Below are 20295 nucleotides of genomic sequence, written 5' to 3'. Positions count from 1 at the left end.
GCGCGGCCCGTCCCGAACGGGCCGCCGCCCGCTGCCCGATTCCCGTCGCACCCTGGATCTCCATGCCCCCACCCGACCGCCCCGCCCGCACGTCCCGCCGCCCCCTGGGCCGTGGGCCGGGCGGCGGACCCGTTCCCGGGGACGGGCCGCCGGACGCGGTGGGTGTCTCCCCGGCTCCCGTGGCGTCAAGGATCTCCGCGGACGGTGTTCCCGCTGTCGGGGCCCCCGCGGTGGGCGAGGGGCCGGCTGCGGACGCGGGCCCGGCGGTGGACGAGGGCGTGGCGGCGGAAGGGGATGTGGCGGCGGATGAGGCCCCCGCTGCCGCATGCGATGCCGCGGACCCCGCCCCCGAGCCCGGCACCCCCGCTGCCGGCACCCCTGCTCCCGACGACGGGCGCTTCACCGTTCGGCTGGCGAACTTCGAGGGGCCGTTCGATCTGCTGCTCCAGCTCATCTCCAAGCACAAGCTGGATGTGACCGAGGTCGCCCTGTCCAGGGTCACCGACGAGTTCATGGCGCACATCCGGGCCATGGGACCGGACTGGGACCTCGACCAGACCACGGAGTTCCTTGTCGTCGCGGCGACGCTCCTGGATCTGAAGGCCGCCCGGCTGCTGCCCGCCGCCGAGGTGGAGGACGAGGGCGACCTGGCGCTCCTGGAGGCCAGGGACCTGCTCTTCGCGCGGCTGCTGCAGTACCGCGCGTACAAGCGCATCGCCGAGATCTTCAGCGCCCGCCTCGCATCGGAGGGCCGCCGCTTCCCCCGTACCGTCGGGCTGGAACCGCACCACGCGGAGCTGCTGCCCGATGTCGTCATCAGCATCGGGGCCGAGGGCTTCGCCCGGCTCGCCGTGAAGGCCATGCAGCCGAAACCCAGGCCGCAGGTCTACGTCGACCACATCCACGCCCCGTTGGTGAGCGTGCGCGAGCAGGCGGCGATCGTGGTGGAGCGGCTGCGGGAGGCGGGCGAGATCAGCTTCCGGGAGCTGACCGGGGACGCCCCGGACACGCTCACCGTCGTCGCACGGTTTCTCGCCCTGCTGGAGCTCTACCGGGAGAAGGCCGTCGTCCTGGACCAGGACGAGGCGCTCGGTGAGCTCACGGTGCGCTGGGCGGGCGGAGAAGGGGCCGGGCCCACCGTGACGGACGAGTTCGACCAGGAGGCACAGAACGTGCACGACGGGCAGCAGGACGTAAAGGCACAGAGCGTGCGGGACACACAGCGGGACGTGAGGGCGCCTGACGTGCGGGACACGCAGCGGGACGTGAGAGCGCAGAACGTGAACGATGCGCAGCGGGACGTGAAGGCATGAGTGAGCAGGACGCCACCGGCTCCGCCGTCGCGGGTCTCGAACTCAAGCCGGCCCTGGAGGCCGTCCTCATGGTCGTGGACGAGCCCGCGACCGAGGAACACCTGGCCAAGGTGGTGGAGCGGCCCCGGCGGGCCGTCGCCGACGCGCTGCGGGAGCTGGCCGACGAGTACACCGTGCAGCGCCGGGGTTTCGATCTCCGGCTGGTCGCGGGCGGCTGGCGCTTCTACACGCGCCCCGAGTACGCGGCCGCGGTCGAGGGCTTCGTCCTGGACGGCCAGCACGCCCGGCTGACCCAGGCGGCGCTGGAGACCCTGGCGGTGGTCGCGTACCGCCAGCCGGTGAGCCGGTCGAGGGTCTCCGCGGTGCGCGGCGTGAACTGTGACGGGGTCATGCGGACCCTGTTGCAGAGGGGGCTGGTAGAGGAAGCGGGCGCGGAACCCGAAACAGGTGCGATCCTGTACAGGACGACGAACTACTTTCTGGAGCGGATGGGCCTGCGTGGCCTGGATGAGCTCCCGGAGCTCGCGCCCTTCCTCCCCGAGGCGGACGCGATCGAGGCCGAGACGCTAGAGGGTGTGCCGTCGTTCGATCCGGACGCACCGGACACCCCGGATACTCACGCAGACGACAAGACGGACTTTTGATGCGAAGCAGTGGCAGGAACAGCGGCAGCAGCAGCGGTGGCGGCGGCAGGAGCGGCGGCAACAGCGGCGGCAGGAACAGCGGCGGCGGCAGGAGCGGCGCCGGCAGGAACAACAGCGGCACCGGCCGGAACAGCAACCCGAACGCCCGGGTTCCCGGATCCGAGCGCGACGACAAGCAGGACCAGCGCCCCCGCCGCCCCAGGCCCGAGGAGCGGCGCTACGACGTCGGCAACGACAAGCCCGGCGGCGACGGCGGCACCCGCAAGGGCCGCGGCGCGTCCGCCCGCGGTGGCGCCAAGGGCGGCCCGAAGGCGGCGACGCCCGGCTCCGCCAGGAGCGGCGGCCAGCGGCGTGCACCGTACGGCGCCGCGTCCCGCCCGCGTGAGCTCGACGCCAAGATCGAGCAGCGCAACCGCGACAGGTACGCGGACAAGCCCTCGGTCAGCACCCCCAGGACCCACCCGGGCGCCGAGCAGGAGGGCGAGCGGCTGCAGAAGGTCCTCGCCCGGGCCGGCATGGGCTCGCGCCGCGCGTGCGAGGAGCTCATCGAGCAGTCCCGCGTCGAGGTGAACGGCCAGATCGTCGTCGAGCAGGGCATGCGTGTCGACGTGCACAAGGACGAGATCAAGGTGGACGGCCTCACCGTCGCCACCCAGTCGTACCTCTTCTTCGCGCTGAACAAGCCCGCCGGTGTCGTCTCCTCCATGGAGGACCCGGACGGCCGTCAGTGCCTCGGTGACTACGTCACCAACCGTGAGACGCGTCTCTTCCACGTCGGCCGGCTGGACACCGAGACCGAGGGCATCATCATGCTCACCAACCACGGCGAGCTGGCCCACCGTCTCACCCACCCGAAGTACGGCGTGAAGAAGACCTACCTCGCGGCGATCCAGGGTCCGCTCCCGCGCGACCTGGGCAAGCGGCTCAAGGACGGCATCCAGCTGGAGGACGGGTACGCCCGCGCCGACCACTTCCGCGTCGTCGAGAACACCGGCAAGAACTACCTCGTCGAGGTGACCCTCCACGAGGGCCGCAAGCACATCGTGCGCCGGATGCTGGCCGAGGCCGGCTTCCCCGTCGAGCGGCTCGTGCGCACGTCGTTCGGGCCGATCCCGCTGGGCGACCAGAAGTCGGGCTGGCTGCGCCGGCTCACCAACACCGAAGTGGGCATGCTGATGCGCGAGGTCGGTCTGTAGGCCACCCCGCCGGGTCCGAGGACCCCGCACACCGCTCACGGCCCGCGGCCGGTTCCTGGATTTCGATTTTCGGACAGGAACCGGCCGCGGGTCTTTCGCTGTCCCCGTTCCTTCTTTATAGTCAGAGTGACTATTAAGGAGGCGGGCGTGAGCCTCGCGGACATACTCGATCCCCTGCGGCAACCCCTGGTGACGGTGCTGGACACCCCGGTCAGCTGGACCGAGGTGCTGGGCTTCGGCAGCGGGGCGCTGTGTGTATGGCTCGTCGCCCGCCAGCACCTCGCCAACTGGCCGATCGGCATCGCCAACAACGTCTTTTTCATCCTGCTGTTCACCCAGTCCGGTCTGTACGCCGACGCGGGCCTCCAGATCGTCTTCATCGCCCTTGCCGCGTACGGCTGGTGGACCTGGACCCACGGGGGCGGACCAGGAGCCGACGGCCTGCCGGTGCGTCACACCACCCGCGCCGAATGGACCGCGCTGCTCGCGGCGGGGCTGGTGGGGACTCTCGCGCTGACCGCCCTGCTCGACCGGGCCACCGACTCGACGGTGCCCTTCTGGGACGCCCTGACGACCGCGCTGTCGCTGGCGGCGACGTACGGGCAGTGCAGGAAGCTCGTCGAGTCCTGGTGGCTGTGGATCGCGGCCGACGTGGTCTACATCCCGCTGTACGCGTACAAGGAGCTCTATCTGACCTCGCTGCTGTACGCGGGCTTCCTGACGCTGTGCCTGATCGGCCTGCGCAACTGGAAACGGGATCTCACCGTCCGTCACCCGGAGCCTGTGGAGGCCACGGCATGAAGCGATTCGCCCACGGGCTGGTGCTCGGGAAGTTCTATCCGCCGCACGCCGGCCACCACCACCTCGTCCGTACCGCCCGGGACCGCTGCGAGCGGCTCACCGTGCTCGTCTGCGCCGCCTCGGTGGAGTCCGTGCCGCTCGCCGACCGGGTCGCCTGGATGCGTGAGGCGCACCCGGACGTGACGGTGGTGGGCGCCGTCGACGACACCCGGATGGATCTCCACGACCCGGCGATCTGGGACGCCCACATGGCCGTCTTCACCGGGGCCGTGCCCGAGCCCGTGGACGCCGTCTTCACCTCGGAGCCGTACGGGGACGAACTCGCCCGTCGCTTCGGTGCCGAGTCCGTCTGCGTGGACCCGGGCCGCACGGTCTTCCCGGTCTCCGGTACCGCCGTCCGCGCGGACCCCGTCGCCTGCTGGGACTTCCTCGAACCCCCGGTCCGGGCCGCCCTCACCCGCCGGGTCGTCGTCCTGGGCGCCGAGTCCACCGGCACCACCACCCTGGCCCGCGACCTCGCCGGTCACTACCGGCGGCGCGGCGGCGTCTGGGCGCACACGGGCTACGTCGCCGAGTACGGGCGCGAGTTCAGCGAGCGCAAGCTCGCCGGTCTGCGGGCCGAGTGGCCCGGGGCCCAGTGGGAGGACGTCTCCTTCACCACCCACGACTTCCCCCTCATCGCCGAGACCCAGAACACCCGCGAGGAGGCCGCCGCCCGCACCGGCTCCCCGCTCCTCGTCTGCGACACCGACTCCTTCGCCACGACCGTGTGGCACGAGCGGTACGTCGGCGGCCGCAACCCGCTGGTCGAGCGGATCGCCGACCGGGTCACCCATCACCTGTGGCTGCTCACCGACCACGAGGGCGTCGCCTTCGAGGACGACGGGCTGCGCGACGGCGAGGAGCTGCGGCCCTGGATGACGGACCGTTTCCGGGCCGAACTCACCCGCACCGGGCGCACGTTCACCGAGATCACCGGCAGCCGCCGGGACCGCCTGACCGCCGCTGTCACGGCCGTCGACGCGCTGCTCGCCACCGGCTGGGACTTCGCCGCACCGCTGCCGGAGCGACGATGAGCGATGCCGCCCCCGAGGGGTACGACCCGCACGCCTTCGAACCCTTCGCCGTCACCGTGGACCTCGCCGTCTTCACGGTCCGCGACTCACGCCTGCACGTCCTGCTCGTCGAACGCGGCGAGGACCCGTACAAGGGCCGCTGGGCGCTGCCCGGCGGATTCGTGCTGCCCCGGGAGTCCGCCGGGACCGCGGCCCGCCGGGAGCTGGCCGAGGAGACCGGGCTGACCGAGGACACCGTCTCGGCCCTCCATCTGGAGCAGCTGCGTACCTACACCGACCCGGACCGCGACCCGAGGATGCGGGTCGTGTCCGTCGCCTACGCCGCCCTCGTGCCGGATCTCCCGGAACCGCACGGCGGCGGCGACGCGGCCAGCGCCCGGTGGTGGGACACCGGGCGGCTCGGCGCGCTCGCCTTCGACCACGACCGCATCCTCGCCGACGCCCGCGCCAGGATCGGCGCCAAACTCGAATACACCTGCCTGGCCACCGCGTTCTGCCCGCCCGAATTCACCCTCGGAGAGCTCCAGCAGGTGTACGAGACGGTCTGGGGCGTCGAGCTGGACCGGCCCAACTTCCGGCGCAAGGTCCTCGCCACGCCCGGCTTCGTCCAGGCGGCGGAGGGATCACCGCGCCGCACCGGCGGACGGGGAAAACCCGCCGCCCTCCACCGGGCGGGCGCCGCCACCGCTCTGCACCCTCCCCTGCTGCGACCGGAAGGAAGAAGCACATGATCGTGACCAGGACCCTCACCAAACACGCCGCCACCGGCGCGCTCACCGGGCTGGCGCTCGGCGACGCGCTGGGCTTCCCGACCGAGTTCAACAATGTGCCCTCGATCCTCGCCAAGTGCGGTCCGTGGCGCCAGATGCGGCTGCCGAAGCCCGCGATCGTCACCGACGACACCCAGATGACCCTGGCCCTCGGGCGCGGTATCCGCACCGCCATGGACCGCGGGCTGCTCACGCCGCTGCGGCTGGCACGGCCGGTGCGCGAGGAGTTCGTCGACTGGTACCACTCACCCGACAACAACCGTGCCCCCGGCCGCACCTGCATGACCGCCTGCCGGCTGCTCGACAGCGACCGTCTCTGGCAGGAGGCCAGCCAGACCGGATCCAAGGGCTGCGGCGCCAACATGCGGGTCGCGCCCGTCGGACTCGTCCCCGGCCTCAGCGAGGAACAGCGCGCCGGCGCCGCCCAGCTCCAGGCGGCCCTCACCCACGGACACCCGACCGCCCTGGCGGCGTCCGACCTCATGGCCCGCGCGGTGTACCTGCTGGCCCAGGGCACGGAGCCGATGGGCCTGATCGGGCAGCTGCGCAGCTACGCCTACGAGAACAGCCACCGCTACCTCACCCGCTGGCTCGGCGACCTCTGGCGCCACGCGGGCGACTCGTCGCCGGAGCTGTACATCCAGCGCGGCTGGGACGAGTGCCTCACCGCGCTGGGCCGGGTCCAGGACGCCCTGAGCCACCCGTCCCCGGAGACCGACCCCTGCGAGACCACCGGCGACGGCTGGATCGCCGAGGAGGCCCTCGCCACCGCCCTGCACTGCTTCCTGCTCTTCCCCGACGAACCCGTCACCGCCCTGCGCCGCGCCGCCTGCACCCGGGGCGACTCGGATTCGCTCGCCTGTCTGACCGGTGCGCTGGCCGGGGCACACCTGGGCTCGGCGGCCTGGCCCAAGGAATGGTCGGAGCGGATCGAGTACCGGAGCGACCTGCTGTCCCTGGGGGCGCTCTGGGACGCTTGAGCCATGCCCACACACGCCACGCTCCTGCGGGAAGCCGGACTGCCGGTCACCGACCTCGGCCCGGTCGTCGCCGGCGAGACTTGTCCGCTGCTGTTCGCCACGGTCTCCGGGGCGCACCTGTACGGGTTCCCTTCCCGGGACTCCGACGTGGACCTTCGGGGGGTCCATGTCCTGCCTGCCGAGGACCTGCTGGGGCTCCGGCAGCCCGAGGAGACGCGCTCGCGGATGTGGGACGGCGACGACGGGGTGGAGATGGACCTCGTCACCCATGATCTGCGCAAGTTCGTCCGGCTGATGCTGAAACCGAACGGCTACGTCCTGGAGCAACTGCTCTCGCCGCTCGTCGTGCACACGACCGATCTGCACACCGAACTGGTGGCCCTCGCCCCGGCTGTCCTCACCCGTAACCACGCCCACCACTACCGGGGATTCGCCAACACCCAGTGGCGGCTCTTCGAGAGGAGCGGCGAACTGAAGCCGCTCCTGTACACCTTCCGGGCGCTGCTCACCGGCGTCCATCTCATGCGCTGCGGTGAGGTGCTGGCCCATCTGCCGTCGCTGCTCGACCGGGTTCCCGCGCCCGCGTATCTCCCCGGCCTGATCGAGGCCAAGGCCGCTGCCGAGCACGGGGGAGCGGACGGGACGGACCCGGCGAGGGCGGCCCGGGACGTGGAGTCGCTGCACCGGGCGCTCGACGCGGCGCAGGCGGAATCGGGGCTCCCGGACACTCCGGGCGGCTTCGACGCACTCCATGAACTGGTGGTACGCGCCCGGCTCGCCTAAGCCGCTCCGTCCGGCGGCGAGGCCAGGGCCGAGGCCCGCCGGGCGCGGATCAGGAAGTCCTCGATCCGTGCCCGGTCGGGGTGCGCAGGCAAGGGCGAGCGGGGGGCCGCCTCGTCGTTCTCGGCGGCCAGCCGGTCCATCCGCCGCTCCACCTCGGACCAGGGCACCTCGCCGCGCCTGACCGACAGCAACGCCTCACGGTCCGCTCCCACGTCGATGGCGAGCTCCCCGGTGCGCAGCAGGTCCCGGGCGGACGTCAGCAGCCGCAGCAGATGCATGGCGTGCTTCCAGCGCGGCGCCCCGTGCGTCCGGACATCGGCCTCCAGCTTGCGGCGCTGCCCCAGCGCGTACCGGGCGAACGTCTCGTGGACCCGCCGGGACAGGAACGCCCCGCGCAGTGCGAGCAGCTCGCGCCCGGTCGCGTCGATCCGCTCCACCAGGGGCGAGTGCAGGCACTCCAGCACGTTGGGGTTGGCCCGCAGCGCCAGTTCGCAGAACCGCTCCAGCTCCCAGGAGAACTGTTCGTCCGCCGGGCCGTCGATGTGCGTCGGGGGCTTGTCGAACCGCCAGAACAACGGGGTCGGGGCCAGGAACACCCCGCGCCGGTCGGTGTCGCTGCCCTCCGTGGCCAGCCCGAAGGCCCGCGAGCCCATCACACAGGAGTAGACCGTGTGGTCGCGGACCAGTGCCTCGTCGCCGGGGGAGATCATGCGGGGAGGGTACGCCCGTCCGTCCGGCGGCTCCGGTCCGGGCCGGGGGTACGCCACCGCCCCGTCTCACGGACAGGGCGGCCCGGCGGCGCACGCCCCGGTCCCTCTAGGCTGAAACGCAAGCGCAGACGCGGCAGGCACAGGCAAGGAGCACGACGTGGCGGTACGAGCGGTCCGCGGAGCCGTCCAGCTGGAGCGGGACGAGGCCGGGCACATGGACGAGCAGGTCAGCGCCCTGCTCACCACCGTCCTGGAGCGCAACAGCCTGGTCGCGGACGATCTGATCAGCATCTGGTTCACGGCCACACCTGACCTGCGCTGCGACTTCCCGGCCGCCGCGGCGCGCGGGATCGGTATCGTCGACGTACCGCTGATCTGCGCGCAGGAGCTGGACATCGAAGGGGCCATGCCCCGGGTGGTCCGGATCCTCGCCCACGTGGAGACGTATCTCGCCAAGTCCGAGATCGCCCACGTCTACCTCGGCGCCACCGCCTCCCTTCGCAAGGACATCGCCCAGTGAGAACCGCCGTCGTCATCGGAACCGGCCTCGTCGGCACCTCCGCGGCCCTCGCCCTCGCCGGGCGCGGCATCAAGGTCCACCTCGTCGACCACGACCCGGAGTCGGCCCGCACGGCGGCCGCGCTCGGCGCCGGTACGGACGAGCCGCCCGAGGGCCGCGTCGATCTGGCGATCGTCGCCGTGCCGCCGGCCCACACCGCTGCCGTGCTCGCCACCGCCATGAACGACGGCGTCGCCCGCGGCTACCTCGACGTCGCGAGCGTCAAGGGCGGACCGCGCCGCGAGCTGGAGGCGCTCGGCACCGACCTCACCCCGTACATCGGTACGCACCCCATGGCCGGCAAGGAGCGCTCCGGCCCGCTCGCCGCCACCGCCGACCTCTTCGAGGGCCGCCCCTGGGTCCTCACGCCCACCCGCGACACCGACACCGAGGTCCTCAACCTCGCGCTGGAGCTGGTCGCGCTCTGCCGGGCCGTTCCGGTGGTCATGGACGCCGACGCCCACGACCGGGCCGTCGCACTCGTCTCCCACACCCCCCAGCTGATCTCGTCGATGGTCGCCGCCCGCCTGGAGGAGGCCGACGAGACCGCGGTACGCCTGTGCGGCCAGGGCATCAGGGACGTCACTCGGATCGCGGCATCCGATCCCCGGATGTGGGTGGAGATCCTGTCCGCCAACCCCGGACCCGTCGCCGATGTCCTCGCCGGCGTCGCCGCCGACCTCGACGAGACCGTCACCGCGCTGCGCGGGCTCCAGTCCGCCGACGAGGACAAGCGCCGCGCGGGCACCGAAGGCATCCAGGACGTCCTGCGCCGGGGCAACGCCGGCCGGGTCCGGGTGCCCGGGAAGCACGGCGCCGCCCCCTCCGCGTACGAGGTCGTGGCCGTCCTCATCAGCGACCGCCCCGGCGAGCTGGCCGGGATCTTCGCGGACGCGGGCCGGGCCGGGGTCAACGTCGAGGACGTACGGATCGAGCACGCCACCGGCCAGCAGGCGGGGCTCGTCCAGCTGATGGTCGAACCGAGCTCCGCTCCGGCCCTGAGCGCGGCCCTGCGCGAACGGGGCTGGTCGATCCGGCCGTAGCCGCAGCTGTAGTAGCAGCTGTAGTAGCCGCAACGGCCGGCCCGCCTCCCCGGCCCATGGGGCGCCTCGCGGTCTCCGCGGTCCTGGCCGTCGTCCGCGGCCCTTGGGGCGCCTGGCCGGGAGGCACTTGTCCACAGGGGTGGTCGGGCTTGCCCCGGCACTCGGTAACCTTGTGCGGGGCGGGTTTCACGCGCCCCGTCCCGCCAGCCCCGTGTACCAGGAAGGTGTCCACCACCGTGGAAACCGTAAGCGCCGCCGCCCGGACCGCCCCGGCCGCAGTGATCGTCGCCATCGACGGCCCCTCCGGCACCGGCAAGTCGAGCACGTCCAAGGCCGTCGCCGCCCAGCTCGGCCTGAGCTACCTGGACACCGGTGCCCAGTACCGTGCCATCACCTGGTGGATGCTGAACAACGGCATCGACGTGCACGACGCGGTGGAGGTGGCGACCGCGGCCGCCAAGCCGGTCATCGTCTCCGGGACCGACCCCGCCGGCCCGACGATCACCGTCGACGGCGAGGACGCCTCCGGCCCGATCCGTACGCAGGAGGTCACCTCCAAGGTCAGCGCCGTCAGCGCCGTCCCGGAGGTGCGCACCCTGATCACCGAGCTGCAGCGCTCCATCGCCGCCGGAGCGGAGCGGGGCATCGTGGTCGAGGGCCGGGACATCGGCACCACCGTGCTGCCCGACGCCGACATCAAGATCTTCCTGACGGCGTCGCCCGAGGCACGTGCCGCCCGCCGCAGCGGCGAGGTGAAGGGCTCCGACCTCACCGCCACCAAGGAGGCGCTGATCAAGCGGGACGCCGCAGACTCCGGCCGCAAGACCTCGCCGCTCGCCAAGGCGGACGACGCGGTCGAGGTGGACACCACGGAGCTGACCCTCCAGCAGGTCATCGAGTGCGTCGTCACCCTCGTCGGGGAGAAGCAGGCCGCGAAGTGACACCTGCCACGGGCGCGCCCACGCTGCGCGGAGCGGCGGTCGGGCGCTCCATCGGGATCGGGCTGATGTACGGGCTCTTCAAGCCCCGTGTCCTCGGCGCATGGCGGGTCCCCGCCTCCGGACCCGTCATACTCGCGGTGAACCACTCGCACAACATCGACGGGCCGATGCTGATGGGCACCGCGCCCCGGCCCGTCCACTTCCTGATCAAGAAAGAGGCGTTCGTCGGCCCCCTGGACCCTTTCCTGCGCGGAATCGGTCAGCTCAAGGTGGACCGTTCGATCGCCGACCGCACCGCCATCACCCACGCCCTCGGCGTGCTGGGGGACGGCGGGGTGCTCGGGATCTTCCCCGAGGGCACCAGGGGCGAAGGAGACTTCGCCTCGCTGCGCGCCGGACTCGCGTATTTCGCGGTACGGAGCGGGGCGCCGATCGTGCCCGTGGCGGTACTGGGAAGCACCGAGCGCCGCGGACGGTTGATATCAGCACTGCCGCCGATGCGCAGCCGTGTCGATGTCGTCTTCGGGGAGGCGTTCGCCGCGCAAGAGGGCGTGCGAAGCTCGTATACGGGTGACGGCGGGCGATGGACGGGCGGCAGCGGCCGCCGGACGCGAGCCGCGCTCGACGAGGCGACCGCGCGGATCCAGGGACGGCTGACCGGCCACCTGGAGCAGGCCAGGCGCCTCACCGGGCGCACCGGGTAAGACATGAGTAGTGGACCGCGTGCTGCGTGGTCCATCGATGATGATGCAAAGAGGAACGGACTTCATGAACGACCAGATTCACTCCGGCGGCTCGGACCACGAGCACGGAGCGCTTGGCGATGCCGAGTACGCGGAGTTCATGGAGCTCGCCGCGCAGGAGGGGTTCGACCCCGAGGACGTCGAGGGTGCCATCGGTGAGGCCGGTCACGGCCCGCTCCCCGCGCTCGCCGTCGTCGGCCGTCCCAACGTCGGGAAGTCGACGCTGGTGAACCGCATCATCGGCCGTCGCGAGGCCGTGGTCCAGGACAAGCCAGGCGTCACCCGTGACCGTGTCAGCTACGAGGCCGAATGGGCGGGCCGCCGCTTCAAGGTCGTCGACACCGGCGGCTGGGAGCAGGACGTCCTCGGTCTGGACGCCTCCGTCGCGGCCCAGGCCGAGTACGCCATCGAGATGGCCGACGCGGTCGTCTTCGTGGTCGACTCCACGGTCGGCGCCACCGACACCGACGAGGCCGTCGTCAAGCTGCTGCGGCGGTCGGGCAAGCCCGTCGTGCTCTGCGCCAACAAGGTCGACGGACAGAGCGGCGAGGCCGACGCTGCCGCGCTCTGGTCGCTCGGTCTCGGCCAGCCGCACCCCGTCTCCTCGCTGCACGGCCGAGGCACGGGCGACATGCTGGACGCCGTGCTGGAGGCGCTTCCCGAAGCCCCGGCCCAGTCGTTCGGCACGGCGGTCGGCGGCCCGCGCCGCATCGCGCTGATCGGCCGTCCGAACGTCGGCAAGTCCTCGCTGCTGAACAAGGTGGCCAACGAGGACCGGGTGGTCGTCAACGAGCTGGCCGGCACCACCCGTGACCCGGTCGACGAGCTGATCACCCTCGGCGGCATCACCTGGAAGTTCATCGACACGGCCGGTATCCGGCGCCGGGTCCACCTCCAGGAGGGCGCGGACTACTACGCCTCGCTGCGCACCGCGGCCGCCGTGGAGAAGGCCGAGGTCGCCGTGATCCTGATCGACTCCAGCGAGTCGATCAGCGTCCAGGACCAGCGCATCGTCACCATGGCCGTCGAGGCCGGGCGTGCGATCGTCGTCGCCTTCAACAAGTGGGACACCCTCGACGAGGAGCGCCGCTACTACCTGGAGCGCGAGATCGAGACGGAGCTCGCGCAGGTCGCGTGGGCCCCGAGGGTCAATGTCTCCGCCCTCACGGGCCGCCACATGGAGAAGCTGGTCCCGGCGATCGAGACCGCGCTGGACGGCTGGGAGACCCGCGTTCCGACAGGCCGGCTGAACGCGTTCCTCGGCGAGATCGTCGCGTCCCACCCGCACCCCATCCGTGGTGGCAAGCAGCCGCGCATCCTCTTCGGCACCCAGGCGGGCACCAAGCCGCCGCGCTTCGTGCTCTTCGCCTCCGGCTTCCTGGAGCACGGTTACCGCCGCTTCGTCGAGCGCCGGCTGCGTGAGGAGTTCGGCTTCGAGGGCACTCCCATCCACATCTCGGTGCGGGTCCGCGAGAAGCGCGGCCGCAACAAGTAGGCAACCGAGCGGCCGCCGTCCCGCGCGTGAGGCGCCGGGACGGCGCCCTGGCGCCTCCCGGGAGTCCCGGGGGTTCCTTGGGAGGCCCTTGGCTCCCCTTGGGGGCAGGGCAACGACGACGGCTGTTCCTCGGAGCCCTGGACTGTACGACGGAGCCCCGGACCACTCGCCTGAGTGAGTGGTCCGGGGCTCCGTCGTACAGTCAGGCGTCCCGTGAGCCGGGTGGCAGTGCCGCAGGCGGTACGCGGCCCGCGTGCCGGCCGACCCGCTGCCACGAGCCCAGGCTGCCGCTGTGCCCGCTGGGACCGCTGCTGGCCGTACTTCCCGCCCCGCCGTGCCCGGAGTGCGTCGAGTGGACGCTCAGCGGGGTGCGTGAGCCGAAGAAGCCGGCACCGAAGGACGGCAGGCCCAGACTCTCCTCGCCGCTCCGATCGCCCGGCAGCGCCCTGAACGACCTGCGGTACTCGGAGTACAGCGCGTCGTAGATCGGGGTGTTGGACGGGCCGCCCGAGGGGTCCTGCGCGGGACGCATGGCAGGGATCGGGCTCGGACGCTGGTGGGAGGGGTCGTATGAGTGCACGTATGTGCCAACGACCTCGCCCTCTGTCGGATGCGGGCGCGCGGGAGAATTAGCTGTTCGCCGCGGGTGCGCCGGGTGTCCGGACATGATCAGGTCCCGGCCAGCGGCATGGCCGCGGCGACCAGGAGACCACCGGCGGCGGCCTTCTCCAGGGCGTCGCGCAGCAGGTCCTCCCGGGGCTGCTGGCCGATCGAACCGGCCGGAGCGGCGTAGACCAGCACGGTCTGGGACTTGTTGGCCGCGGTCCGCCAGCCCTCTGTGACCTGAAGGGGCGCGTGCGCCTGCCACCAGGCCACCGGGGCGCCGCCACCCGTGCCCGGCTGAAGCACCGCGTGCAGCTGCCCCATGGCGAGCAGGATGGACCAGCCGTGCAGCACCTCCGGGACCTGGTCCATCCGGTGGACCGGCCGGAAACTCTGCTCCAGGAGCAGCTGGAGGAACTCGTCGCCGCCGCTGCCGTCGGTGCCGGGGCGGGCGATCGCCCCGGTCGGCTCGACGACCAGGGCGGGGTGGAGTTCGTCGTCGATCAGGACGAGGCCGCTGGTGATGCCGAGCACCGCCTGTTCCGGGACCGCCCGGTCCAGGGAGTCCTGCTCACTGCCGGTGATGCTGCGTACGGCCCCCTGCAGCTGTTCCTCGGCCACCTGGACCACCTGTGACGGGATGCAGGTCGCGTGGGCGAAGGCGAGGACGGCGGTCTCGTCGCCCACGAACAGCACCGTGCTGGTGCGTTCCTGGTCGGAGTCGCCGGGGGTGCGGCAGGAGGTGCAGTCGTAACTGCCGGGGGTGTTGTCGCCGACGAGCAGCCGGTCGGCTTCGGCGTCGCCGATCTCGGCGCGTACGTCCTCGCTGACGTCGAGCATGCGCGGCACGGGGTGGCTCCTCGAACTCGGTACGTGCGCCGGGGCGGTTCCCGGCTCCTGAAGAGACAACGGGTGAGCCGCTGCCGGGGTCACGCGAGAAGGGGAACGGAATCGAACCGCGCGGGACGGCAGGGGCTGGCTATATCCGGGCAAACGCGGCAATGGCGAAACGTGCCCTGTGCATCCCGGCCGCTTGCCGCAAGGGGGTCCGGTGGGCGGTGGTCGTGCTCCCGTGGGCCCCGCGGAGGAGTGGTGGTCATGGATACGGAGGGGTGGCGGCTCCGGACGTCTCCTCGCCGCACGGGCCGGAATGCGGTCGGCCCGGATGTCCGCTATACGGGCAGAAGGGGGGCAGGGGCAGGTTGGTGGTGGGATGGTGTGGATATCATCACCTCCGGATAAGTCCGCGATAAGGAGGGATTAATTCCCGGTGGTGTGTTCATTTGCGAGTGGCCGTTCCGGTGTTGAATCGACGTCACTCGGTAGTGGGTATTCCGCTTGATTCCTCGGATATTTCGGCCCGTTTTGGCGATTGTTTTCGCCCCTGTGTGATTACTGTGCGTCCGATGCCGAATCGTGCGTCCGAACGAATGACTTCGACGGGAACACCTGTGGTGATCCTGTGACACAAGCGTGACCGGCGAGGTACGTGAGGATGCGGTGTGACCGGGTGGTGCCCGGGCTTCCGCCGCTGCTCGGGGCCACCTACGGTGGGAGACATGGCACCTGTACCGACTCCCCCCGCCCAGCCGGACGACACCCCCGCCGCCTATGTCGGCCTCGCCGCCGAGGCCGCCGAACGGCGTGCGCGGGAGCGTGGCTGGGCCACCGTCAGAGCCCTGCCGCCGGGCATGGTCATCACCATGGAGTTCCAGAGCGGCCGGATCAACTTCGAGGTCGACGTCGGCGTCGTCAGGCGCTGCTGGACCGGCTGAGGTCCCGTACCGCCCTACCGTCCTGCCGCGCATCCCGTGGACGGCTGAAGGCCCCGACCTCGGTCGGGGCCTTCAGCCGTCCACGGGATGCGGCGGTGCGCGCCGTTACGGCTGCTCCGGGGGGTCAGCCGCCGGCCACCGGCCGGGCCGGAGCCGTACCGCTGCGCGGTGTGCGGTCCGCGTGCGGGCGGCGGCTGCCGGCCGGGGTGACCGGGGTCCGCTCCGAGCGTGCCGGGTGACCCTGGTGGGAGGCCGGTGCCGGATGGGCGCGCGGGCGGCCGCCGGCGCCCGTGGCCACCGCTGTCTGGTGCCCGTTCACCCCGGCAGCGGCCCCCGACGCGGTCCCGGACGTCGCTCCTGAAGCGACTTCGGGTGTCGCCCCCGACGCGGCCCCGGACACCTCGCGGGCCGGGCTCCGGGCCGTTTCGACGGCGGCCTGCCGGCCTGCTGCCACGGGCTGGGGGGTGTCGCCCGCCACGGGCTGGGGAGCACCCTCCGTGACGGGCGTCGGCGGTGCCGGGGTCCTGCCGCGCGCGCTCAGCCACTCGCGGGCGGCGAAGATCCAGTTCTCGGCCCGGGTGATCAGCGGCTCGACCCAGGGCAGCCCCAGGAGGATCAGCAGCCCGGCCGCCCAGCCGAGGACGACATCGCTGAGCCAGTGCGTGCCGAGGTAGACCGTGGTCAGGCCGACCCCGAGGGAGACGATCGCGGACATGGCCGACAGATAGCGCCTGGCTCGCGGGGTGGCGGCCAGGTAGGCGAGGATTCCCCAGGTCACGACGGCGTTGGCGGTGTGTCCTGACGGAAATATATCGCCGCCGGCGAAGAGCTCCGCCGATCCGATCTGCGTCGCGTAGTGCGGGCCCAGCCGGCCGAGGCCGATCTTGACCGCACCCACCGTCACATTGAGCAGCAGGAGTGAGGCGCCCAGCGTCAGCAGGGGCCGCAGGGTGTGCTGCCGCCAGGAACGCCAGCCCAGCCAGCAGGCGACCATGACCGCCGTCGGTCCGCGCTGGCCGAGGACGACGTAGTAGTCGAGGAAGGCGTGGACGCTGGGCCACTGCTGGTACGGCCGGAAGAGCATGACCTTCCAGTCCAGGGTCACCAGCCAGGACGACATGAGCACGGCAATGACGATGGCCAGATAGAACGCCAACGTCCCGCCGAAGAGAGCGATGCGGTGAGGACTCATCCGCGGTGTCTCTATCTTCGGCGGCTCCGGCTCCCGGTCCAGACGGGCAAAGATGTCGGTACGCACACAATCGACGTTACAGCGAGTGAGTGGGTGCCCCGGCCGATCCAGCCGCTTTGTGATGACGATGTGATGTGGACTATGTCTCAGCGCGGCCCTTTCTTCTGCGCGTCCGGAGCCTCCGGGGTTCTTCTTGTTCCATTTTCTCGGCGGATATTCCGCAAGCCCATTCGCATATCGCTGGGAAAGTGCGCCGAATGGCGGAGTCCATTTGCCGCGAGCGCCCGAGGGGTCGAACGGACGGTATCGGTCCGGTTACTGGATGGCGCCGGCCGGTGTGTCGCGGAGGGGGCGCGCGGCCGTCCGGGTGCACTGCCCGTGCGGCGGGACGGCCGGTTGTCGCAGGTCCGGGTCGAGTCCGGAACGGACCCGGCGCGGGTGGTCGCAGTGGCGTACGCCACACTCGACGGCCTCGGCGGGTATGAGATGGGCCACGTGTGGCCCTGTCGAACTCGCGTACGCTGACGGATCACTCGCCCGTCGATGCCGGGCCCGGAGGGACAGCGACGCTGAATCCCCGGGGGCCCGCCGAGCGCGAGGGACTTTTGGGAGGCAGCTGCATGTCCGGGACGACCACAGCCCGATTCCGTCTGCGCGAAGCCGCCGGCGGGGCCAATCGATGGGTCGTCCTGGTCGTCCTCTGCCTCAGCCTGCTGCTCGTGGCACTCGACGCGACCGTCCTCCATGTCGCTGTCCCCGCCGTCACCGAGGATCTGCGGCCCAGCGCCGTCGGTCTGCTGTGGATCGTGGACGTCTACCCGCTGGTCTGCGCGTCCCTGCTGATCCTCTTCGGCACGCTCGGTGACCGGGTCGGGCGCCGGCGCATCCTGCTGCTGGGCTACGCGCTCTTCGGGATCGCCTCCGCGGTCGCCGCCATGGCCGACAGCGCGGGCGTACTCATCGTGGCGCGGGCCCTGCTCGGCGTCGGCGGCGCGATGATCATGCCGGCCACCCTGTCGATCCTCCGGCAGGTGTTTCCCGACCGCCGCGAGCGGGCCGTGGCCATCGGAGTGTGGTCCGCGGTCGCAGCCGTGGGCGCGGCCACCGGACCGGTCATCGGCGGCTTCCTCGTCGAGCACTTCTGGTGGGGCTCGGTCTTCCTGATCAACATTCCGCTGATGGCCCTGATCCTGCCGTTCGGCCGTCTCCTGCTCCCGGAGTCGCGTGGCAGCAGCGACGGGCCCTGGGACGTGCTCGGTGCGCTGATGGCCGCCGCCGGTGTGCTCGGTGTCGTCCTCGGCGTGAAGCGCGCGGGCGCCGGTGAGGGGCTGCTCGAACCGGCCACGCTCGTGCCGCTGCTGGCCGGGGCCGCGCTGCTGGTCGCTTTCGTCCGCCGTCAGAAGCGGCGGACGCATCCGCTGATCGACATCGGGATGTTCTCCAGAGCCGCCTTCACCACCGCGGTGGGCTGCATCGTTCTCGCCATGCTGGCCCTGGTCGGCCTGGAGCTGATCGCCGTCCAGTACCTCCAGCTCGTACTGGATCTCAGCCCGCTGGAGACCGGCCTGAGGCTGCTGCCGCTCACCTTCGCCGCCATGGCCGCGGGCGCCACCGGTTCGTACACCCTGCGCCGGGTCGGCCCCCGCCGGATGGTCGGCTGGGGCTTCGTGCTGACGGCGGCGGCGGTGCTGACGCTGACCGTGATGGGGCAGCACGACCGGCCCGGTCTGCTGACCGTGTCCTTCGTCCTGCTGGGCTTCGGCCTGCAGTCCACGCTCTTCGGGGCGTACGAGTCCATGCTCAGCGAGGCACCGGCGGAGCGGGCCGGAGGGGCCGCCGCGATAGGCGAGACCTCCTATCAGCTGGGTGCCGGGATGGGCATCGCCCTGCTCGGCAGCGTGATGAACGCCGCGTACGTTCCCGGCCTGGCCGGACTCCCCGACAAGGGGGTCCCCGCCTCCGCCGGTGCCGCGGCCTCGCACTCCCTCGGTGAGGCGTACCAGGTCGCCTCGCGGCTGGGCGGTCCGCTCGGCGCCGTACTGCGCGACACTGCCCGGAACGCCTTCGTCGACGGGCTGCACGTCACCCTGCTGGTCAGTGCGGGCCTGCTGCTGCTCGGCGCCCTTGCCGCGCTGAAGCTGCCGCGTGCGATGGACTGCCCGCCGCTGCTCCGCGAACCCCACGAGCCGCCGGACGGCCCCGAGGTGCCCCGGGTCCGGGACCCGCAGGAGCCCTCCGGCCCCTGCGAGGTCCCGGCCCAGGAGCGGCCCGAGGTGCTGCTCCGGCTGCCCGCGCGGCGCAGGCCGGCGGAGGCCACGGGCTCTGGACGCGCGGCACACTGAGTCGTAACGTCGGCACGACGCCGTAACTAACACTGCTAGTTTTCGGCCCCCCACCGACATCGGTACCGTGCGAGCCGCCGGAGGCAATCCCTCATGTCCACCGCTCCGTCCCCGAAACTCCCGCCCTTCGACCCCCGCGACCCGATCGGCATCGACGACCTCCTGGGCGCCGACGACCTCGCGATCCGGGACACGGTCCGGGTCTGGGCCGCCGACCGGGTCCTGCCGCACATCGCCGAGTGGTACGAGAACGGCGAGCTGCCCGGTATCCGCGAGCTGGCCCGTGAACTCGGCGCGCTCGGCGCGCTCGGCATGTCCCTCCAGGGGTACGGCTGTGCCGGCGCCACCGCGGTCCAGTACGGACTGGCCTGCCTGGAGCTGGAGGCCGCGGACTCCGGGATCCGCTCACTCGTCTCCGTACAGGGCTCCCTCGCCATGTACGCGATCCACCGCTTCGGCTCCGAGGAGCAGAAGCGGCAGTGGCTTCCCGGCATGGCGGCGGGCGAGATCATCGGCTGCTTCGGCCTCACCGAGCCGGACCACGGCTCCGACCCGGCCGGTATGCGGACGCACGCCAAGCGGGACGGCGACGACTGGGTGCTCAGCGGACGCAAGATGTGGATCACCAACGGTTCTGTCGCCGGTGTCGCCGTCGTATGGGCGCAGACCGACGAGGGGAGCGCGGGCAGCGGCATCCGCGGATTCGTCGTGCCCACCGACGCCCCCGGCTTCTCGGCGCCGGAGATCAGGCACAAGTGGTCCCTGCGCGCCTCGGTCACCAGCGAGCTGATCCTGGACGAGGTGAGGCTGCCGGCCGACGCCGTGCTGCCGGGCGTCACCGGACTGCGTGGCCCGCTCAGCTGTCTCAGCCATGCCCGCTACGGCATCGTCTGGGGGGCCATGGGGGCGGCCCGGTCCAGCTTCGAGGCGGCCGTCGACTACGCGAGGACGCGTGAGCAGTTCGGGAAGCCGATCGGCGGCTTCCAGCTCACCCAGGCCAAGCTCGCCGACATGGCCGTGGAACTGCACAAGGGCATCCTGCTCGCGCACCACCTCGGCCGCCGGATGGATGCGGGCCGGCTCCGGCCGGAGCAGGTCAGTTTCGGGAAGCTGAACAACGTACGGGAGGCGATCGAGATCTGCCGCACCTCGCGCACGGTCCTCGGCGCCAACGGGATCTCGCTGGAGTACCCGGTGATGCGCCACGCGACGAATCTGGAGTCGGTGCTCACCTACGAGGGGACCGTGGAGATGCACCAGCTGGTGCTGGGCAAGGCGCTCACCGGTCTGGACGCGTTCCGGTAGTTCCGGAGGGGCCGCGACCGGACC

20 protein-coding genes are annotated in these 20295 nt (G+C 71.7%); 16 read left to right on the top strand and 4 right to left on the bottom strand.

The genetic code is table 11. From position 1 onward, the window contains the following. The first annotated feature begins 62 nt into the window (after positions 1–62). From ACZ4LX_RS21800 to ACZ4LX_RS21765, 8 genes are all read left to right on the top strand, one after another. Complete coding sequence (locus ACZ4LX_RS21800) at positions 63–1313, top strand: segregation and condensation protein A (RefSeq protein ID WP_467647274.1); 1251 nt, start codon at positions 63–65, stop codon at positions 1311–1313. Further along, on the top strand, positions 1310–1957 hold the full coding sequence (scpB, locus tag ACZ4LX_RS21795) for an SMC-Scp complex subunit ScpB (protein WP_467647269.1): 648 nt from the start codon (positions 1310–1312) through the stop codon (positions 1955–1957). The genes ACZ4LX_RS21800 and scpB overlap by 4 nt, the downstream gene beginning before the upstream one ends. Next, complete coding sequence (locus tag ACZ4LX_RS21790) at positions 1957–3153, top strand: pseudouridine synthase (protein ID WP_467647264.1); 1197 nt, start codon at positions 1957–1959, stop codon at positions 3151–3153. Before scpB ends, ACZ4LX_RS21790 begins: the two co-directional genes overlap by 1 nt. Positions 3154–3300: 147 nt before the next feature. Next, positions 3301–3954 carry a nicotinamide riboside transporter PnuC gene (gene pnuC / locus ACZ4LX_RS21785; RefSeq protein WP_467647261.1) on the top strand — a complete coding sequence of 218 codons (654 nt, stop codon included), beginning with the start codon at positions 3301–3303 and terminating at the stop codon, positions 3952–3954. Next, a complete protein-coding gene (locus tag ACZ4LX_RS21780) occupies positions 3951–5030 on the top strand; it encodes an AAA family ATPase (RefSeq protein ID WP_467647258.1) in 1080 nt (359 codons plus the stop codon). The genes pnuC and ACZ4LX_RS21780 overlap by 4 nt, the downstream gene beginning before the upstream one ends. Then, positions 5027–5761 (top strand): NUDIX hydrolase, encoded by a 735-nt coding sequence (locus tag ACZ4LX_RS21775; protein ID WP_467647254.1) that lies wholly within the window; start codon positions 5027–5029, stop codon positions 5759–5761. The genes ACZ4LX_RS21780 and ACZ4LX_RS21775 overlap by 4 nt, the downstream gene beginning before the upstream one ends. Beyond that, the gene (locus tag ACZ4LX_RS21770) at positions 5758–6780 is read left to right on the top strand and encodes an ADP-ribosylglycohydrolase family protein (RefSeq protein ID WP_467647251.1); all 1023 of its coding nucleotides are present in this window, start codon (positions 5758–5760) and stop codon (positions 6778–6780) included. The genes ACZ4LX_RS21775 and ACZ4LX_RS21770 overlap by 4 nt, the downstream gene beginning before the upstream one ends. Before the next feature lie 3 nt (positions 6781–6783). Next, positions 6784–7563, top strand: coding sequence for a nucleotidyltransferase domain-containing protein (locus ACZ4LX_RS21765; protein WP_467647247.1), 780 nt, complete (start codon positions 6784–6786; stop codon positions 7561–7563). Here ACZ4LX_RS21765 and ACZ4LX_RS21760 read toward each other — a convergent pair. Then, entirely contained in the window at positions 7560–8273 is a 714-nt protein-coding gene (locus ACZ4LX_RS21760) for a nucleotidyltransferase domain-containing protein (RefSeq protein ID WP_467647243.1), read from the bottom strand. The genes ACZ4LX_RS21765 and ACZ4LX_RS21760 overlap by 4 nt on opposite strands. Before the next feature lie 157 nt (positions 8274–8430). Between ACZ4LX_RS21760 and aroH the strand changes: the two genes are divergently transcribed. The 5 genes from aroH to der all read left to right on the top strand — a co-directional run bounded on the left by aroH (position 8431) and on the right by der (position 13054). Then, positions 8431–8793: a chorismate mutase gene (aroH, locus tag ACZ4LX_RS21755; protein WP_467647240.1), complete on the top strand. Its 363-nt coding sequence runs from the start codon at positions 8431–8433 to the stop codon at positions 8791–8793. After that, a complete protein-coding gene (locus ACZ4LX_RS21750) occupies positions 8790–9875 on the top strand; it encodes a prephenate dehydrogenase (RefSeq protein WP_467647237.1) in 1086 nt (361 codons plus the stop codon). Before aroH ends, ACZ4LX_RS21750 begins: the two co-directional genes overlap by 4 nt. Positions 9876–10099: 224 nt before the next feature. Beyond that, positions 10100–10816: a (d)CMP kinase gene (cmk, locus tag ACZ4LX_RS21745; RefSeq protein ID WP_467647233.1), complete on the top strand. Its 717-nt coding sequence runs from the start codon at positions 10100–10102 to the stop codon at positions 10814–10816. Continuing rightward, a complete protein-coding gene (locus tag ACZ4LX_RS21740; RefSeq protein WP_467647230.1) occupies positions 10813–11520 on the top strand; it encodes a lysophospholipid acyltransferase family protein in 708 nt (235 codons plus the stop codon). The genes cmk and ACZ4LX_RS21740 overlap by 4 nt, the downstream gene beginning before the upstream one ends. Positions 11521–11584: 64 nt before the next feature. Next, positions 11585–13054 (top strand): ribosome biogenesis GTPase Der, encoded by a 1470-nt coding sequence (der, locus tag ACZ4LX_RS21735; RefSeq protein ID WP_467647228.1) that lies wholly within the window; start codon positions 11585–11587, stop codon positions 13052–13054. 202 nt (positions 13055–13256) lie between these two features. Here the strand turns inward: der and ACZ4LX_RS21730 are convergent, their stop codons facing one another. Both ACZ4LX_RS21730 and ACZ4LX_RS21725 read right to left on the bottom strand, forming a co-directional pair. Then, on the bottom strand, positions 13257–13586 hold the full coding sequence (locus ACZ4LX_RS21730; RefSeq protein WP_467647225.1) for a hypothetical protein: 330 nt from the start codon (positions 13584–13586) through the stop codon (positions 13257–13259). Positions 13587–13723: 137 nt separating this feature from the next. Further along, positions 13724–14506, bottom strand: a complete 783-nt coding sequence (locus ACZ4LX_RS21725; protein WP_467647221.1) for a hypothetical protein — start codon at positions 14504–14506, stop codon at positions 13724–13726. A 710-nt stretch (positions 14507–15216) separates the two neighbouring features. On the opposite strand from ACZ4LX_RS21725, the gene ACZ4LX_RS21720 reads away from it, so the two are divergent. Continuing rightward, a complete protein-coding gene (locus ACZ4LX_RS21720) occupies positions 15217–15432 on the top strand; it encodes an I78 family peptidase inhibitor (protein ID WP_467647218.1) in 216 nt (71 codons plus the stop codon). A gap of 124 nt (positions 15433–15556) precedes the next feature. Here ACZ4LX_RS21720 and ACZ4LX_RS21715 read toward each other — a convergent pair whose 3' ends face one another. Then, on the bottom strand, positions 15557–16690 hold the full coding sequence (locus ACZ4LX_RS21715; RefSeq protein ID WP_467647214.1) for a phosphatase PAP2 family protein: 1134 nt from the start codon (positions 16688–16690) through the stop codon (positions 15557–15559). 554 nt (positions 16691–17244) lie between these two features. Here ACZ4LX_RS21715 and ACZ4LX_RS21710 point away from each other — a divergent pair. Further along, positions 17245–18966, top strand: coding sequence for an MFS transporter (locus tag ACZ4LX_RS21710; RefSeq protein ID WP_467647211.1), 1722 nt, complete (start codon positions 17245–17247; stop codon positions 18964–18966). A gap of 93 nt (positions 18967–19059) precedes the next feature. Continuing rightward, entirely contained in the window at positions 19060–20271 is a 1212-nt protein-coding gene (locus ACZ4LX_RS21705; RefSeq protein ID WP_467647209.1) for an acyl-CoA dehydrogenase family protein, read from the top strand. Positions 20272–20295: the final 24 nt, after the last annotated feature.

Source organism: Streptomyces sp. NPDC026062, assembly GCF_055568375.1.
This window is presented reverse-complemented; position numbering and strand designations above follow the sequence as displayed.